This is a genomic window from Phenylobacterium aquaticum (assembly GCF_947378715.1).
Lineage (GTDB): Bacteria > Pseudomonadota > Alphaproteobacteria > Caulobacterales > Caulobacteraceae > Phenylobacterium > Phenylobacterium aquaticum_A.
Genome location: NZ_CANCLE010000125.1, coordinates 1 through 12,126, shown reverse-complemented (window position 1 = coordinate 12,126; position 12,126 = coordinate 1). Strand labels below are relative to the sequence as shown.

The following is a 12,126-nucleotide window of genomic DNA, read 5'->3' as shown; positions in this document are numbered from 1 at the left end:
ATCCCGATCCACAAGCAGGGCGTCTATTCCGTCTATCCGACCCCGGGCGGCCTGCCGGTCACCGAGGCCAAGGCGGAGACGGTGATGAGCCTGCCCATGCACCCCTATCTGACCGAGGACCACCAGGACCAGATCATCGCCGCGATCCGCTCCCACGTGCTGAAGAACCGGTAACGCTCCTCCCCCGCTGGGCAGAGGGTCGGAGGGGGCCCATGCCGCGACCGTCCCTGCGGGACAGCCCCCTCAGTCAGCTTCGCTGACAGATCCCAGGGCGGGGGAGCAGCGCGCGTACTATTTGAACCAGCAGAGCTGTTCCGTCGTCGCCAGCAGCACGCCGTCGCGGCTCCAGAGCGTGCCGGTCTGGTCGAAGAAGCCGGCTTCGAAGCGACGCGCCTGGGCCTGGGCCAGGACGAAATCACCGCCCACCGCCGCAAGCTCCGCCGGGGTGGCGTGGAAATAGACGCTCATCGATACGGTGGAGACCGGCCGGCGCACCGGCTCGCGATAGAAGATTCGGGGCGCGAACACGTCGGCCAGGGCCGCCAGCAGCGGATAGTCCAGCGCCCGGCCCTGGCCGTCGCGGACCCAGGTCAGGGTCTCGGTCGAGGCGTTCTCCTGCAGGATCGTCGCCCCCCCGGCCGGGAGAAAGTCGAACATGCCGCCGAAGGCCAGACCGCCCCGACGCTCGGGAACCTCCAGGGTCTCCGGCGCCGCGACCAGCGGCATCTGCGCCTCGTGGGCCGACAGGGTGTCGCGGCGATGGCCCAGGGTGACCATGGCCATGGCGGCCACGCCCTCGCCCTGGCCGAGCTCCGAGGTCCAGAACTCCATCGACCGGCCCTGGCGCGCCGGCCGGGTGGTGACGGTCAGCGGGGTCTCGTCCAGCCCGCCCATCAGATTGGCGGTCATGGCCACGGGCGTGCCGTTGTGATCGGGCTCGGCCAGCACGGCCTTGAGCAACAGGGCGATCGTCCAGCCGCCCCAGGGGCCAATGGCGTTCCAATAGCGCTTGTCGACCTGGCTTTCCCAGGCGCGCGGCCCCTTGGCGGTCAGCGGCAGGGCGGAGTCAAAGTCCAGCAGGGCGGGAGGGGCGCCCGAAAGGTCGTCCATGGAAATAGCCTCGGATCGCAATGAGGCGCCGCGTTCAGGGGAGGCGGCGGCGCTGTGGAACAATCCGTGGCTAATGCGTCAGGCCCAGAGCGCGCGCAAGCCCGCCGCCGCGTCCGCCCCCTGCGCCACACCCGCGCGGGCCGCGTCGGCGCGCTTCCTGAAGTCCATCAGGTTCAGCCCCATGGCCGCCAGGCTGCCGGCGTCCGGCGACAACACCATCACCTCGGCGCCCCCATCGCGCAGCACGGCGATCTCGGCCTCAAAGCGCCGGGCCTGGGCCTCGGCGGCCGCGCCGGCCGTGGCCCCGGCCCGCACCTGGACCACCACCACCTGGTCATAACCTGTGGCCATGTCGGCATTGGTGCCGGAGCGCATGCCGCCATCCATGTAGCGGCGGCCCTTGAGCGTCACCGGCGGATAGACGCCGGGCACCGAGCAGGACGACGCCACCGCCCGGGTCACGCCCACGCCGCTCTCCGCCGTCCACAGCACGAACTCACCGGTCTCCACATCCACCGCCGTGCAGCCATAGCCACGCTCCGGCCAGGTGGTGTCGGGCAGTCCGGCGAAGGAACGGCCGAAGCTTGAGATGAAGGTCGTCTCGTCCGGGGTCTCGGCGGCCTTGGCGAAGGCGCCGATCTCGACCCGCACCTCCTGCGGATCGCGCGCGCCCGACCCCGCCTCGGCCATCAGTTTCATCAGCTGGCTGAGGTCGGCCGGCGGCGCGGGCTTTGGCGCGCCTTCCGCCCGGGGCGCTGGCGGCGGTTCGGCTAGGATCGGATCGACCAGGGTCGCGGCCTGCGCCCCCATGGCCAGCCGCGCGCCAACGAAGCTGCCCGCCGAGGTGCCCAGGATGAAATCGGCCTTGCCGAGATCGACCCCGGCCCGCGCCAAGCCGGAGATCAGCCCGGACTCCCAGGCGATGCCCACCGGCCCGCCGCCACCCAGAACCAGCGCCTTGCGTCCCATCTGCGTCTCTCCCCGTTCTTGTCTTGGCCCCAGGATCGTCCAGCCTGGAGCGCGCCGCAAGACAAGACGGGCGCAGTCCTCTTGGTCGGACTGCGCCCGCTTCGGAAGCCCGGCCGATAACTCCCCCAAGCTCGGCCGTGCTGACGCTGCCCCGAGGGACGACGTCACGGGCGGCTCCCGGCGCCCGATCGGGTCAGCGCCTCAGCGCAGCTTGGTCATGGTGTCATAGGCGATCTGCGCGCCGACCAGCTGCGGGGTCTGGCGGCTGGCCGGGGTTCGCTTCTCGAAGCCCGCGCCGTTCACGGCGGTCCATTTGGCCGCTCCCTTGGGCGGATCGCCCGAGGTGACGAACTGAGCCTTCACGGTCGAGGTCGGCAGGTGCGTCACCCGCACGGTGAAGCTCACCCCGGTGGGCGAGGCAGCGTCATTATCGGGCAGCACCTCCATCAGGTACTGGACCCCCTGCCCCATGGCCAAGGTCTCCAGATACTGGATGTCCAGCCGGTCCTCGCGGCTCTTCTGGGTCGAGACCTTGCGCATCAGGGCCTCGCGGCTGACCATCTTGGCGCCGGCCGACAGGAAGGTGGAGAAGATCGCCGACTCCACCCCGTGGGCATAGGTCGGGTCGGCGATGGCGTAGCGGCTGTCCGTGGAACGTTCCTGGCGCTGACGCTGTTCGGTCAGCACGACGGCGCTGGAGCTCTGGCTGGCGGCGGCGATGCTGTCGCTCCGACCCGCCGCCATCCCATAGTCCGCGACGGCCAGAGAGCCCGAGCTGCGGGCCCCCACGGCGTCGGTCCGGCTGGCCCCCACCGCCGCCCCGGTCTGGACGCTGTCATACTGGCTGGTGGCGTCCTCCAGGAGCTCGCGGTTCCAGAACAGCAGGATCGAGGGCCGCCCCGCCGCCTGGTACCAGCGGGCGAAGGCGCTGGAGGCGGCGAAGTTTCCCGCGTCCGGACTGGCGGCCGGGGCTGGGGCGTTCACCGCCGGCATCCCCTCGCGATAGGTCACGGCCGGCGCCTCCGGGCGATACTGCGCGGCGGCGGGACCGGCGAAGGCCAGACCGGCCAGGGCGGCGGCGATGAGCTTGGGCGTGATCGACATCGAACCCTCCAGGGATCGAGACCCGGGCGCTATTGGGCGCCTCGGACCTCCACATAGTACTGAGCCGAATTCAGGCGGGTGGAGCCCTGCTCGAAGGTGACCATGGCCTGGGGCTGGGCGAACAGCCGGGTCCAGGACTGGGCCTGGTCGGTAGGGACGCCGTTGGCGTCGTACCAGGAGGCGCGGACCTCGAGCGGCAGGGCCACGTCGGTCTTGTTGCGGATCTGGACGGTGATCTTCTTGAAGCCGGTGGGGCCGGTGGAGACATAGGCGCCCTCCACGTCCAGCAGGCTGTCGACCTTGGTCTTGGACATGTTCTTGTAGCGGGCCAGGGTCGCGTCGATGACCCGCACCGTGTTCAGGGTCGGGCGCAGGTCATTCTGGTTGTCGATGCGCACGCCGCCTTCCGGGGAGGGGGTCTCGCAGGCGGCCAGGCCGGCGGTCGCCGCAACGACGGCGGCCAGGATCGACAGGCGCTTGAGGGGCTTCATCTGGGTCATCGGGGTTCCGTTTCCTTGATCGAATCTAGTGGGCGCGCACGAGGCACAGCTGCTTCTTGTTGGCGTCGACCTCGCAGCGGATCGGCTTGTCCTCGCCCTCCACCGCCACGCCGGCCTTGAGGAAGTGGGCGGTCAGGGCGAGCGGCTTGCCGGCGGCGCCGAGGGTCAGGACGTGGACGGTGTCGGGCAGGGACGACCAGGTGCGGGTGTCGGCCTGGGGCTTGGTCGAGGACGACACGATCAGCAGCACGCCGGAGAACACCCCCACCGCCGCCACCGCCCCGCCGTACTCGCCATTGGCGCTGAAGGCCGAGTTGCCGGAGGCCAGCGCCACGCTGGTGTCGGACAGGAACGAGCCGACCCCGCCGGTGGTCGCCTTGAACTGGGCCTTGCCGGCCAGGATCTTGTCGATCTCGCGGCCGCCCCGGGTGGAGGCTTGGTAGTAGATGTCCTCCATCGGATAGGCCTGCATCGGGGCCGCGCCGTTCATCACCTGGACCTGGTTCTCGGCGATCGGTTTGCCGCGCCGATAGACAAAGAAGCTGTGGCTCGCGCCGTCGCCCAGCTTGCGCGGCGCCAGGCCGGTCTCGGCGAACACCAGGGTGTCGTCCTTCTCGCCGAAGCCGCCGAAGTCAGGGCGCAGCTTCTTCAGCTGCTCCAAGGTCTCGGCCGCCAGGTCATCGTCACCGTTCACATGGCTGGCCCAGGCGTCGAGATAGAGCAGCAGGGCGAAGTCGGAGCGGTTCTGGTCTTCCTCGGCGAAAGCGTCCTGCATCAGCCCCCTGCGGAAGGCGGCGCGGGCGTTCTCATAGTCGGCGTCGTGCAGATAGATCAGGCCGCGATAGAGGAAGACCATGGCCCGCTCATAGGGCTCGCCCTTGAAGTCCTTCGAACCCTCGTCGTACCAGAGCTTGCGGGCGTTGGCGGCCGTGGGGCTGTCGGCGAAAACCGCGTCGATGCGCAGTATGGCGTCGTCCAGGGCCGGCTTGGCGGTGGCGTAGTCGGCGCGCCAGAAGGCCCGGGCGCCGATCTCCATCTGGTTCAGCACCCGGTTGGTCGGAACGTCCGTGGTCAGACGCTGCACGAATTCCTCCGGCCCGGCGTCATAGGCCACGGGCGGCAGGATCGGCGGCGGCGGGGCGGCCAACGCCTGGCCCGACCAGGCCAGCACCGCGCCGGCGCAGAGCAGGGTGAACCTCGACATGCCCACGCCTAGCGATAGACGACGTCGTCGCGGTTCTCTTTCTTGAACTCGTAGAGGTTCGACCAGATGATTTCGCCATACTCCATGTCGAGCAGCTCGAAGGTGTACTGGCTGAACCGCGAGGTGGTCCCCGTCTTGGTGTCGATGGCGTCGCGGGTGCCGATCCGGCCGACCAGGCGATAGTCCGCCCCGGCCTGGGCCTTGGTGCGGCCGGTGGTGCCGACATCGACCTTGCCCGAGTCCTTCAGGTCGCGCTCCTCCTCCACCGCCGCGGCGTACTCACGGCCGATGAAGCGCATGCGGCCCTGGGCCGAGCGGATCAGATTGACCCGGATGCGGTCGGTGATCAGGGCCTTGTCGATGATCTCCGAGCTTTCGTTCCGGAAGAACTTGGGGTCGACGATGATCCTGGGCGGGGTCGGGCGGTTCATCAGTTCCGGGACGGTCAAGAGGTCGCGGACCATGGCGTCGCTCATCGAGACGATGTCCTGGCTCTCGGTGCCGATGCCCTTCACCCCGTCCGGCGAGGCGGTGTCCTTATAGACCGTGGCCGAGCCCTGGGGCTTCAGCTTGGGCGCGGCCAGGGCCGGGCCAGAGGCGGCCAGCGCCAGCAATACGGCGAACGCCGCGGATGTGGTCTTGGATGACATGGTCGCCCTCTTGGCGGCGGACCCCGCGAACGGGATCGGAAAAGGCCCGACCGCGCCCTGGCGCGGCCGGGTCGGTCTGAAGTCCTATTGCGCCGAGGCGGCCTGCAGGGCCGGCAGATAGGCGGTCTGGAATTCCGGATAGATCGCGTAGGTCGCGTCCAGGATCTTCTGGTACTCGGGATTGGCCGAGTAGTTGACGTACATGAACAGCGCCATGTCCTGCAGCGAGTTGAAGCTGAGGTCGGTGGACGAGCGCAGATACTCCTCGCCGCCGATCGACTTCAGCGCGATCGAGCGCCCCATGGCCTCACCAGCCTTCTTGCCCAGGAAGCCGCCGACGAAGGGCACGTTCTCCATGGCCTTCTGACCGGCGTAGTTGCCGGCCATCGAGCCGATCTGGCCCGCCGCCTTGACCTGCATGGACTTGGTCACCCAGCCCGCCGTCACCCCGTCGGAGGTGAAGGGCGAGGCGTATTTGCCGGCCGATCCCTCGATCGGCGTGGGCGCCTTCAGCTCGGTCGGCGCCGAGATCTTCGGCGCGCCCCAGGCGGTCAGCATCAGGGCGCTCAACGCCACGACGGGAACATAGATTTTTTTCATGGGGCCCCCCGGCCGGAATGGAGTTCACCCCACCCCATCGCGGCCGCATCTGGTCCGTGCGCGCCGAGGTCCCGGCCGCGTGGGGCGACCGGGACGGGGTGCGGGGACGTCCGGGGCGACCCTTGGGGGCGGGTCTAAGTACGCTCCCCTTGTGGCGGCTTGTCGCAGGCGCCGCATGATCCAAACGGACTATGCCGCCGGCTGGCGATCAGGCGGCCTGGGCCAGTTCGTCGAGGATCTCGCGCCAGAACCTCAGGGCCAGGAAGTGCCCCGTCCCCGGAATGATCTTCACCTCGCGGGCCCGGTCGCCCACGAAGTCCATCAGGGCCGGCAGGGGGGCGAACTGATCTTCTTCCCCGTGCCAGATCTTCAGCGGCGCGGTCAGGCCGGCCAGGGTCATGTTGCGGGCGCGGCGGAAGGCCTTCAGCTCATCCGCCGCCCCCTGGGTCGTCGCCGACAGGGCCTCGGTCACATAGGCGGCGACATAGTCCACGGTCCAGGGATTGGCCTCGACGAAGGCCTGGTCGCCGGGCGATCCGGCGACGGAGGACCGGACGAAGCGGCGCACCAGACTGGCGGATATCCGCAGCCGCAGGATCGAATAGAGCGTCTCGACCACCCACGGATGGCTTTCGATCCGCAGCCGGAACAGATTGATCGGATCCTGCGGTCCGTCGGGCAGGGCCGGTCGCGGCGGCCGGCCGGAGATCAGCAGCACGCCGCGCGCCCGGGCGCCCAGCCGCACCGCCGTCTGCAGGGCCGAGGGCGCCCCCGACAGCATGGCCCCGATCGCCACCTGGTCGACCCCCAGCCGGTCGCACAGCTCGACCATGTCGGCGGCGACATTGTCGAAGCTGTAGTCGGGATGCGGGTCGGAGCCGCCGAACCCCGGGCGGTCGGCGCAGATCACCCGGACGCCCAGGCCCTGGGCGTGGTCCGCGAGACCCGGCGGCAGCAGCGACGACCCCAGCCCCTCGTGGAACATCAGCACCACCCGGTCCTGGCGCGCGCCATAGGCCCGGTAGCTCAGGCGCCGTCCATCGGCGAGGATCAGGGTCTCGAGCGGCGGCGAGGCCGGGCCGCCGCCGGGCCGCGCGGCGCCGGCCTCCATCAGCCTGGCCATCTGGGACAGTTCGGCCAGGGCCCGGACCAGGTCGCTCTGGCGCTTCAGCCCCATCTTCTCGAACACCGCCCGCAGCTGGTTGCGCACGGTGTTGACGCTGACCGCCAATTCGTCGGCGGCGTCCTTCAGGCTGCGGCCGTCCCGCAGCTTGCGCGCCAGCCGCACCTCGGCCGGGGTGAGGCCGAAGCTGTCCCGGAGGCCGGTCCAGAGCCGCGCAGCCTCCTCGGCGGCCGGGAACACCAGGGCGACGGCCTGGTCGTCCTCGACCGCCGCCGGCCGCCCGCCCAGCTCCGGCAGGCGGGACGCCGGCGCGAGATAGGCGAAGCAGGGCCCGCGCTCATCGTCGCGCTCAAGCCGCAGGATGGTCTGGCCCTCAGGCTGCTGGCGGACCCGGTCCATCGCCTGGTCCAGCGCCCAGCCATTGGCCGGATCCTCGAAGGCCACGGCCTCGCCCAGGACCAGGCGGCCCAATCCCGCCTCCAGGACCGCCGCCGCCGTCGGACCGGCGGCGATCACCTTGCGGCGGCGCGAGAGCACCAGCCAGGCCGGCTCCACCTTGGTCGCCACCGCCTCGTCGGCGCGGCCGACCAGGCGCGCGATCTCGCGGCTCTGGGCCAGGCCCATCCGGGCGGCCTGTGGAATATCGTCGGTGGGCTCGGCCTCGCCCAGCGCCTCGACCAGCTGGTCCCAGCGGTCGGGGTCGGCGGCGATCTGGTACATGGCCTCGATGACCAGGGCGATCTCGTCGCCAGGCGCATCGTCACTACGCGGTCGTGGCATGGGCTGGGGGAAGCCTCAATCGAATCCGCCCACTGTAGCGGGCGCGACGCCTATGCCAATGACCCGACGATCGAGGCGCGCTGGGACAGCTCGATCCAGTTGCCGTCCGGATCGCGCACCATCGAGATTCGCGCCGTGGTCCCGAGCGTTGTCGGCGCCATGGCCTCGCGCCCGCCCTGGGCGAGGACCCGGGCATGTTCCTCATCGACCTTGAACACCTGGAAGGTGATGTAGCGCCAGCCCTTGCCGGGGAAGACCGCGTCGGACGGCGCGTCGGCGCGCTCCTCCAGGATCAGCAGGGTCTCGCCGGCCCGAAAGGCTGCGCCGCCGGCATGCGGCTCCTCCGTCAGGCCCAGGCCCTGGGCGTAGAACCGTCGGTGCGCGGACAGATCACGGACACCCAGCCGGATCCCGATCTGGCCGACGCCATCATGGCCGGGCGGGACCAGGCTCAGGCGATTGCCGTCGGGGTCGGTCAGGGCCAGGGGCGCCGTCAAACCCGGCCGCGCGATGATCAGCTCCAGATAGCCGCTGGGGGCTGTGTCCGGCAGCGGATCGGCCATGTGGTTGATCTTCAGCACTGAGCCCAGGGCGTCGTGGCGATGCTGGTCCTGGCCCCGGCGGATCTTCAGCACATGGTCGAAGGGAACGCCGGCCTCGCCCTGCCAGAAGGCCAGCATGGGCGCGAGGTTGTGGGTCGACAGGCCGATATCGACGCGCGGCTTGGCCAGGTCCATCGGCTCCTCCCCCTAGGTCAGCGGATTAGTTTTCTTGGGCTTGCCCGTGATCCGCCAGCGTGACAAGCCTGCCTTCGAACATTTGTTTGATTGATTAGGAGGCGCATCATGAAGGCTGCGGTCTATTACGAGAATGGCGGTCCCGAGGTCCTGAAATATGAGGACGTTCCGGATCCGCAGCTCCACCCCAAGGGCGTGATCATCAAGGTCGAGGCCATCGCCATCGAGGGCGGCGACACCCTCAACCGCTGGCGCGGCCCGCTGATGACCAAGCCGCACGTGGTCGGCTACCAGGCGGCCGGCGAGATCGTCGCGGTCGGCGAGGAGGTCACCCACCTGCGCGTCGGCCAGAAGGTCGCCACCGTCAACAACTGGGGCAGCCACGCCGCCCTGCGCTCCGTCCCCGCCCGCAACTGCTGGCCGATCCCGGACGGCTATGACGTCAAGGCCGCCGCCGCCATTCCTGTGACCTTCGGCACCGCCCATGACTGCCTGTTCGAGTACGGCCGCATGAAGGCCGGCGAGACCGTGCTGGTCCAGGCCGGCGCGTCCGGCGTCGGCGTCGCCGCCATCCAGCTGGCCAAGCGGGCCGGCGCGGGCCTGATCCTGGCCACCGCCTCCTCGGACGCGCGGCTGGAGAAGCTGAAGCGCCTCGGCCTCGACCAGGGCATCAACTATGTCACCCACGAGGTGCCCAAGGAGGTCATGCGCCTGACCGACAACAAGGGCGCCAATGTCGTCGTCGACTCGGTCGGCGGCCCCACTCTGCAGGGCTCGATCAACAGCCTGGCCTATCGCGGCCGCGTCTCCATGGTCGGCGCCGCCGGCCGCGAGCCGATGGTGGTCGATGTCGGCGCGATGATGGGCGGCAACCGCTCCCTGTCCGGGGTCTTCCTGGGCGCCGAGATCATGACCGACCGGGTGCATGACATGATCCAGACCCTGATCGAGGACGCCGCCAAGGGCGAGCTCGAAGTGGTGGTCGACAAGGTCTTCGCCCTGTCGGAAGCCGCCGAGGCCCACGCCTATATCGAAAGCCGCGCCGCCGTCGGCCGCGTCGTGCTGGTTCCGTAAGATAGAGATTCCGGCGCGCCGCGAGAGCGGCGCGTCCGGGACGACCAAAGGGAGGACACCGATGCCCAAGGCCCGCAACGGCGCCGTCGAGCTTGAATACGAAGTGTTCGGCGATGGCCCACAGACCATTCTGCTGATCAACGGCCTGGGCTCGCAGATGACCCGCTGGCCGGAGGGCTTCTGCGCCAAGCTCACCGCCAAGGGCTATCGCGCCATCCGCTTCGACAACCGCGACACCGGCCTCTCCACCTGGTTCCAGCCGGGCGAGACATACGCACTCGCCGACATGGCCGCCGACGCCATGGCGGTGCTGGACGCCGTCGGCGTGGACAAGGCCCACATCGCCGGCGTCTCCATGGGCGGCATGATCACCCAGGCCGTGGCCATCCACCATCCCGACCGCACCCTCTCCCTGACCTCGATCATGTCGGCCAGCGGTGCGCCGGGCACGCTCGACCCGACGCCGGAAGCGGGCGCGGTGCTGACCGCCCCGGGCCCTGATCCAAAGGCCGACTTCGAGGCCTTCATCGCCTTCCAGGTCAAGAACGCCCAGGTGATCGGCAGCCCCGCCTATCCCTGGCCCGAGGGCGCCCTGCGCGAGCGGGCCATCGCCGAATATAATCGCGCCTTCAACCCGACCGGCAGCGCCCGCCAGATGGGCGCGATCCGGGGCGACGGCGACCGCACCGAGCGGCTCGGCAAGCTCAAGGTCCCGGCGGTCATCCTGCACGGCGCCGATGATCCCCTGGTGCCGCTGAAGGGCGGCGAGGCCACCGCCGCCGCCTTGCCCGGCGCGGAGCTTCGGGTGATCCCCGGCATGGGCCACGACCTGCCGCCGGCCCTGTTCGACATCGTCGCCGACGCCATACTGGCCGCCGCCGCGCGCGCCGCCTAACACTCGAAGATCAGAAGGACACGACCATGGGACGTCTGACCGGCCGCACGGCCATCATCACCGGCGCGGGCTCCGGCATCGGCCGGGCGAGCTCGATCCTGTTCGCCCAGGAAGGCGCCAACCTCGTCATCGCCGACAAGGCCGAGACGGTCCACGAGACCGCCCAGCTGGTGAAGGACGCCGGCGGCAAGGTCGTCTCGCTCACCGGCGACGCCGGCGAGGAGGCCTTCGTCGAAAGCCTGGTCGCCACGGCGGTCAAGGAGTTCGGGGCCCTGGACGTGGCCTGGGCCAATGCCGGCATCTCCGGCGGCTGGACCGCCTTCGAGGAACAGGACGCCGCCTTCTGGGCCGAAGTGCTGCGGGTCAATCTGATCGGCGCCTTCCTCTTGGTGAAGCACGCCTCGAAAGTGATGATCCCGGCCGGTAAGGGCTCAATCATCTGCACCGCCTCGGTGGCCGGCATCCGCTCCGGCGCCGGCGGCTCGCCCTATTCGGCGTCGAAGGCCGGCGTCATCAGCCTCGCACAGACTGCCGCGAATGAGTTCTATGGCGCCGGCGTGCGAGTCAACGCCATCGCGCCGGGCCTGATCGAGACCGGCATGACCAAGCCGATCTTCGACGGCGCCCGGGCGCGGGGCAATGAGGACAAGATCGGCCAGCTGAACCCCATGGCCCGCTATGGCGTGCCGTCGGAAATCGCCCACGCCGCCCTGTTCCTGGCCTCCGACGACGCATCCTACGTCAACGGTCAGGTCATCGCGGTGGACGGCGGCCTCTCCAGCTCCCACCCGGTCGTGCGCCGCAAGCGGTGATCTATCTCCTGCGCCACGGACAGACCGACTACAACGCCGAGGGCCGGCTGCAGGGCCAGCTGGAATCGACCCTCACGCCCCTCGGCGAGGCCCAGGTCCAGGCCATGGCCGATCTCCTGAAGGCGGAGATCGGCGACGTGGACGGCTGGCGCATCCTGGCCAGCCCGCTCAAGCGCACCCGCCAGAGCGCCGCCATCGTCAGCGCCACGCTGGGCCTGGCGGTGGAGATCGCGCCCGCCCTCATCGAGGTCGGCTGCGGCGCCTGGGAAGGCCAGCTCTATGCGGACCTGCGCGCCCGCGAGCCCGAGGCCTTCAACGCCCCCGACTGGGTCTTCCGGGGTCCCGGCGGCGAGCGGTTCGCCGACCTGGCCGCGCGGATCGATCCCTGGTTCGCCAGCCTGCCGCCAGAGGCCGAACGCCGGCTGATCGTGGTCTGCCACGGCATTTCCGGAACCTTCGTCCGCCGCGCCTATCTGGGGCTCTCCGACGCCGAGACCCTCCGCCAGGACACGCCCCAGGACGCGGTCTTCCGCCTGGCCGGCGGCCGGAGCGAGCGGCTGGCCTGCGC

Annotated in this window: 14 protein-coding genes; 5 read left to right on the top strand and 9 right to left on the bottom strand. The window is 70.0% G+C overall.

Going from position 1 to position 12,126, the window contains the following annotated elements; all coding sequences use genetic code 11:
• Positions 1 to 174: a DegT/DnrJ/EryC1/StrS family aminotransferase gene (locus tag Q7P21_RS15115; protein WP_369695348.1), complete on the top strand. Its 174-nt coding sequence runs from the start codon at positions 1 to 3 to the stop codon at positions 172 to 174.
• A 117-nt stretch (positions 175 to 291) separates the two neighbouring features.
• Here Q7P21_RS15115 and Q7P21_RS15110 read toward each other — a convergent pair whose 3' ends face one another.
• From Q7P21_RS15110 to Q7P21_RS15070, 9 genes are all read right to left on the bottom strand, one after another.
• A complete protein-coding gene (locus Q7P21_RS15110) occupies positions 292 to 1,110 on the bottom strand; it encodes a thioesterase family protein (protein ID WP_304168994.1) in 819 nt (272 codons plus the stop codon).
• Between the two features lie 78 nt (positions 1,111 to 1,188).
• A complete protein-coding gene (locus Q7P21_RS15105; protein WP_304177718.1) occupies positions 1,189 to 2,079 on the bottom strand; it encodes a patatin-like phospholipase family protein in 891 nt (296 codons plus the stop codon).
• A 201-nt stretch (positions 2,080 to 2,280) separates the two neighbouring features.
• Entirely contained in the window at positions 2,281 to 3,183 is a 903-nt protein-coding gene (locus Q7P21_RS15100; protein ID WP_304177716.1) for a hypothetical protein, read from the bottom strand.
• 29 nt (positions 3,184 to 3,212) lie between these two features.
• Positions 3,213 to 3,683, bottom strand: coding sequence for a hypothetical protein (locus tag Q7P21_RS15095; protein ID WP_304168988.1), 471 nt, complete (start codon positions 3,681 to 3,683; stop codon positions 3,213 to 3,215).
• A 25-nt stretch (positions 3,684 to 3,708) separates the two neighbouring features.
• The gene (locus tag Q7P21_RS15090) at positions 3,709 to 4,887 is read right to left on the bottom strand and encodes a hypothetical protein (RefSeq protein WP_304168986.1); all 1,179 of its coding nucleotides are present in this window, start codon (positions 4,885 to 4,887) and stop codon (positions 3,709 to 3,711) included.
• 8 nt (positions 4,888 to 4,895) lie between these two features.
• Positions 4,896 to 5,537, bottom strand: a complete 642-nt coding sequence (locus Q7P21_RS15085) for a hypothetical protein (protein ID WP_304168984.1) — start codon at positions 5,535 to 5,537, stop codon at positions 4,896 to 4,898.
• Positions 5,538 to 5,621: 84 nt separating this feature from the next.
• Positions 5,622 to 6,137, bottom strand: a complete 516-nt coding sequence (locus tag Q7P21_RS15080; RefSeq protein ID WP_304168983.1) for a hypothetical protein — start codon at positions 6,135 to 6,137, stop codon at positions 5,622 to 5,624.
• 208 nt (positions 6,138 to 6,345) lie between these two features.
• The gene (locus tag Q7P21_RS15075) at positions 6,346 to 8,040 is read right to left on the bottom strand and encodes an alpha/beta fold hydrolase (protein ID WP_304177714.1); all 1,695 of its coding nucleotides are present in this window, start codon (positions 8,038 to 8,040) and stop codon (positions 6,346 to 6,348) included.
• 50 nt (positions 8,041 to 8,090) lie between these two features.
• Positions 8,091 to 8,777, bottom strand: coding sequence for a VOC family protein (locus Q7P21_RS15070; protein ID WP_304177712.1), 687 nt, complete (start codon positions 8,775 to 8,777; stop codon positions 8,091 to 8,093).
• A 108-nt stretch (positions 8,778 to 8,885) separates the two neighbouring features.
• Between Q7P21_RS15070 and Q7P21_RS15065 the strand changes: the two genes are divergently transcribed.
• The 4 genes from Q7P21_RS15065 to Q7P21_RS15050 form a co-directional block, all read left to right on the top strand.
• Positions 8,886 to 9,851: a zinc-binding alcohol dehydrogenase family protein gene (locus tag Q7P21_RS15065; RefSeq protein ID WP_304168978.1), complete on the top strand. Its 966-nt coding sequence runs from the start codon at positions 8,886 to 8,888 to the stop codon at positions 9,849 to 9,851.
• Positions 9,852 to 9,912: 61 nt separating this feature from the next.
• Positions 9,913 to 10,746 carry an alpha/beta fold hydrolase gene (locus Q7P21_RS15060; RefSeq protein ID WP_304168976.1) on the top strand — a complete coding sequence of 278 codons (834 nt, stop codon included), beginning with the start codon at positions 9,913 to 9,915 and terminating at the stop codon, positions 10,744 to 10,746.
• Between the two features lie 26 nt (positions 10,747 to 10,772).
• Entirely contained in the window at positions 10,773 to 11,558 is a 786-nt protein-coding gene (locus Q7P21_RS15055; RefSeq protein ID WP_304177710.1) for an SDR family NAD(P)-dependent oxidoreductase, read from the top strand.
• Positions 11,555 to 12,126: histidine phosphatase family protein (locus Q7P21_RS15050; protein WP_304177708.1), on the top strand; the 572-nt coding region annotated here is incomplete at its 3' end. The genes Q7P21_RS15055 and Q7P21_RS15050, both read left to right, overlap by 4 nt.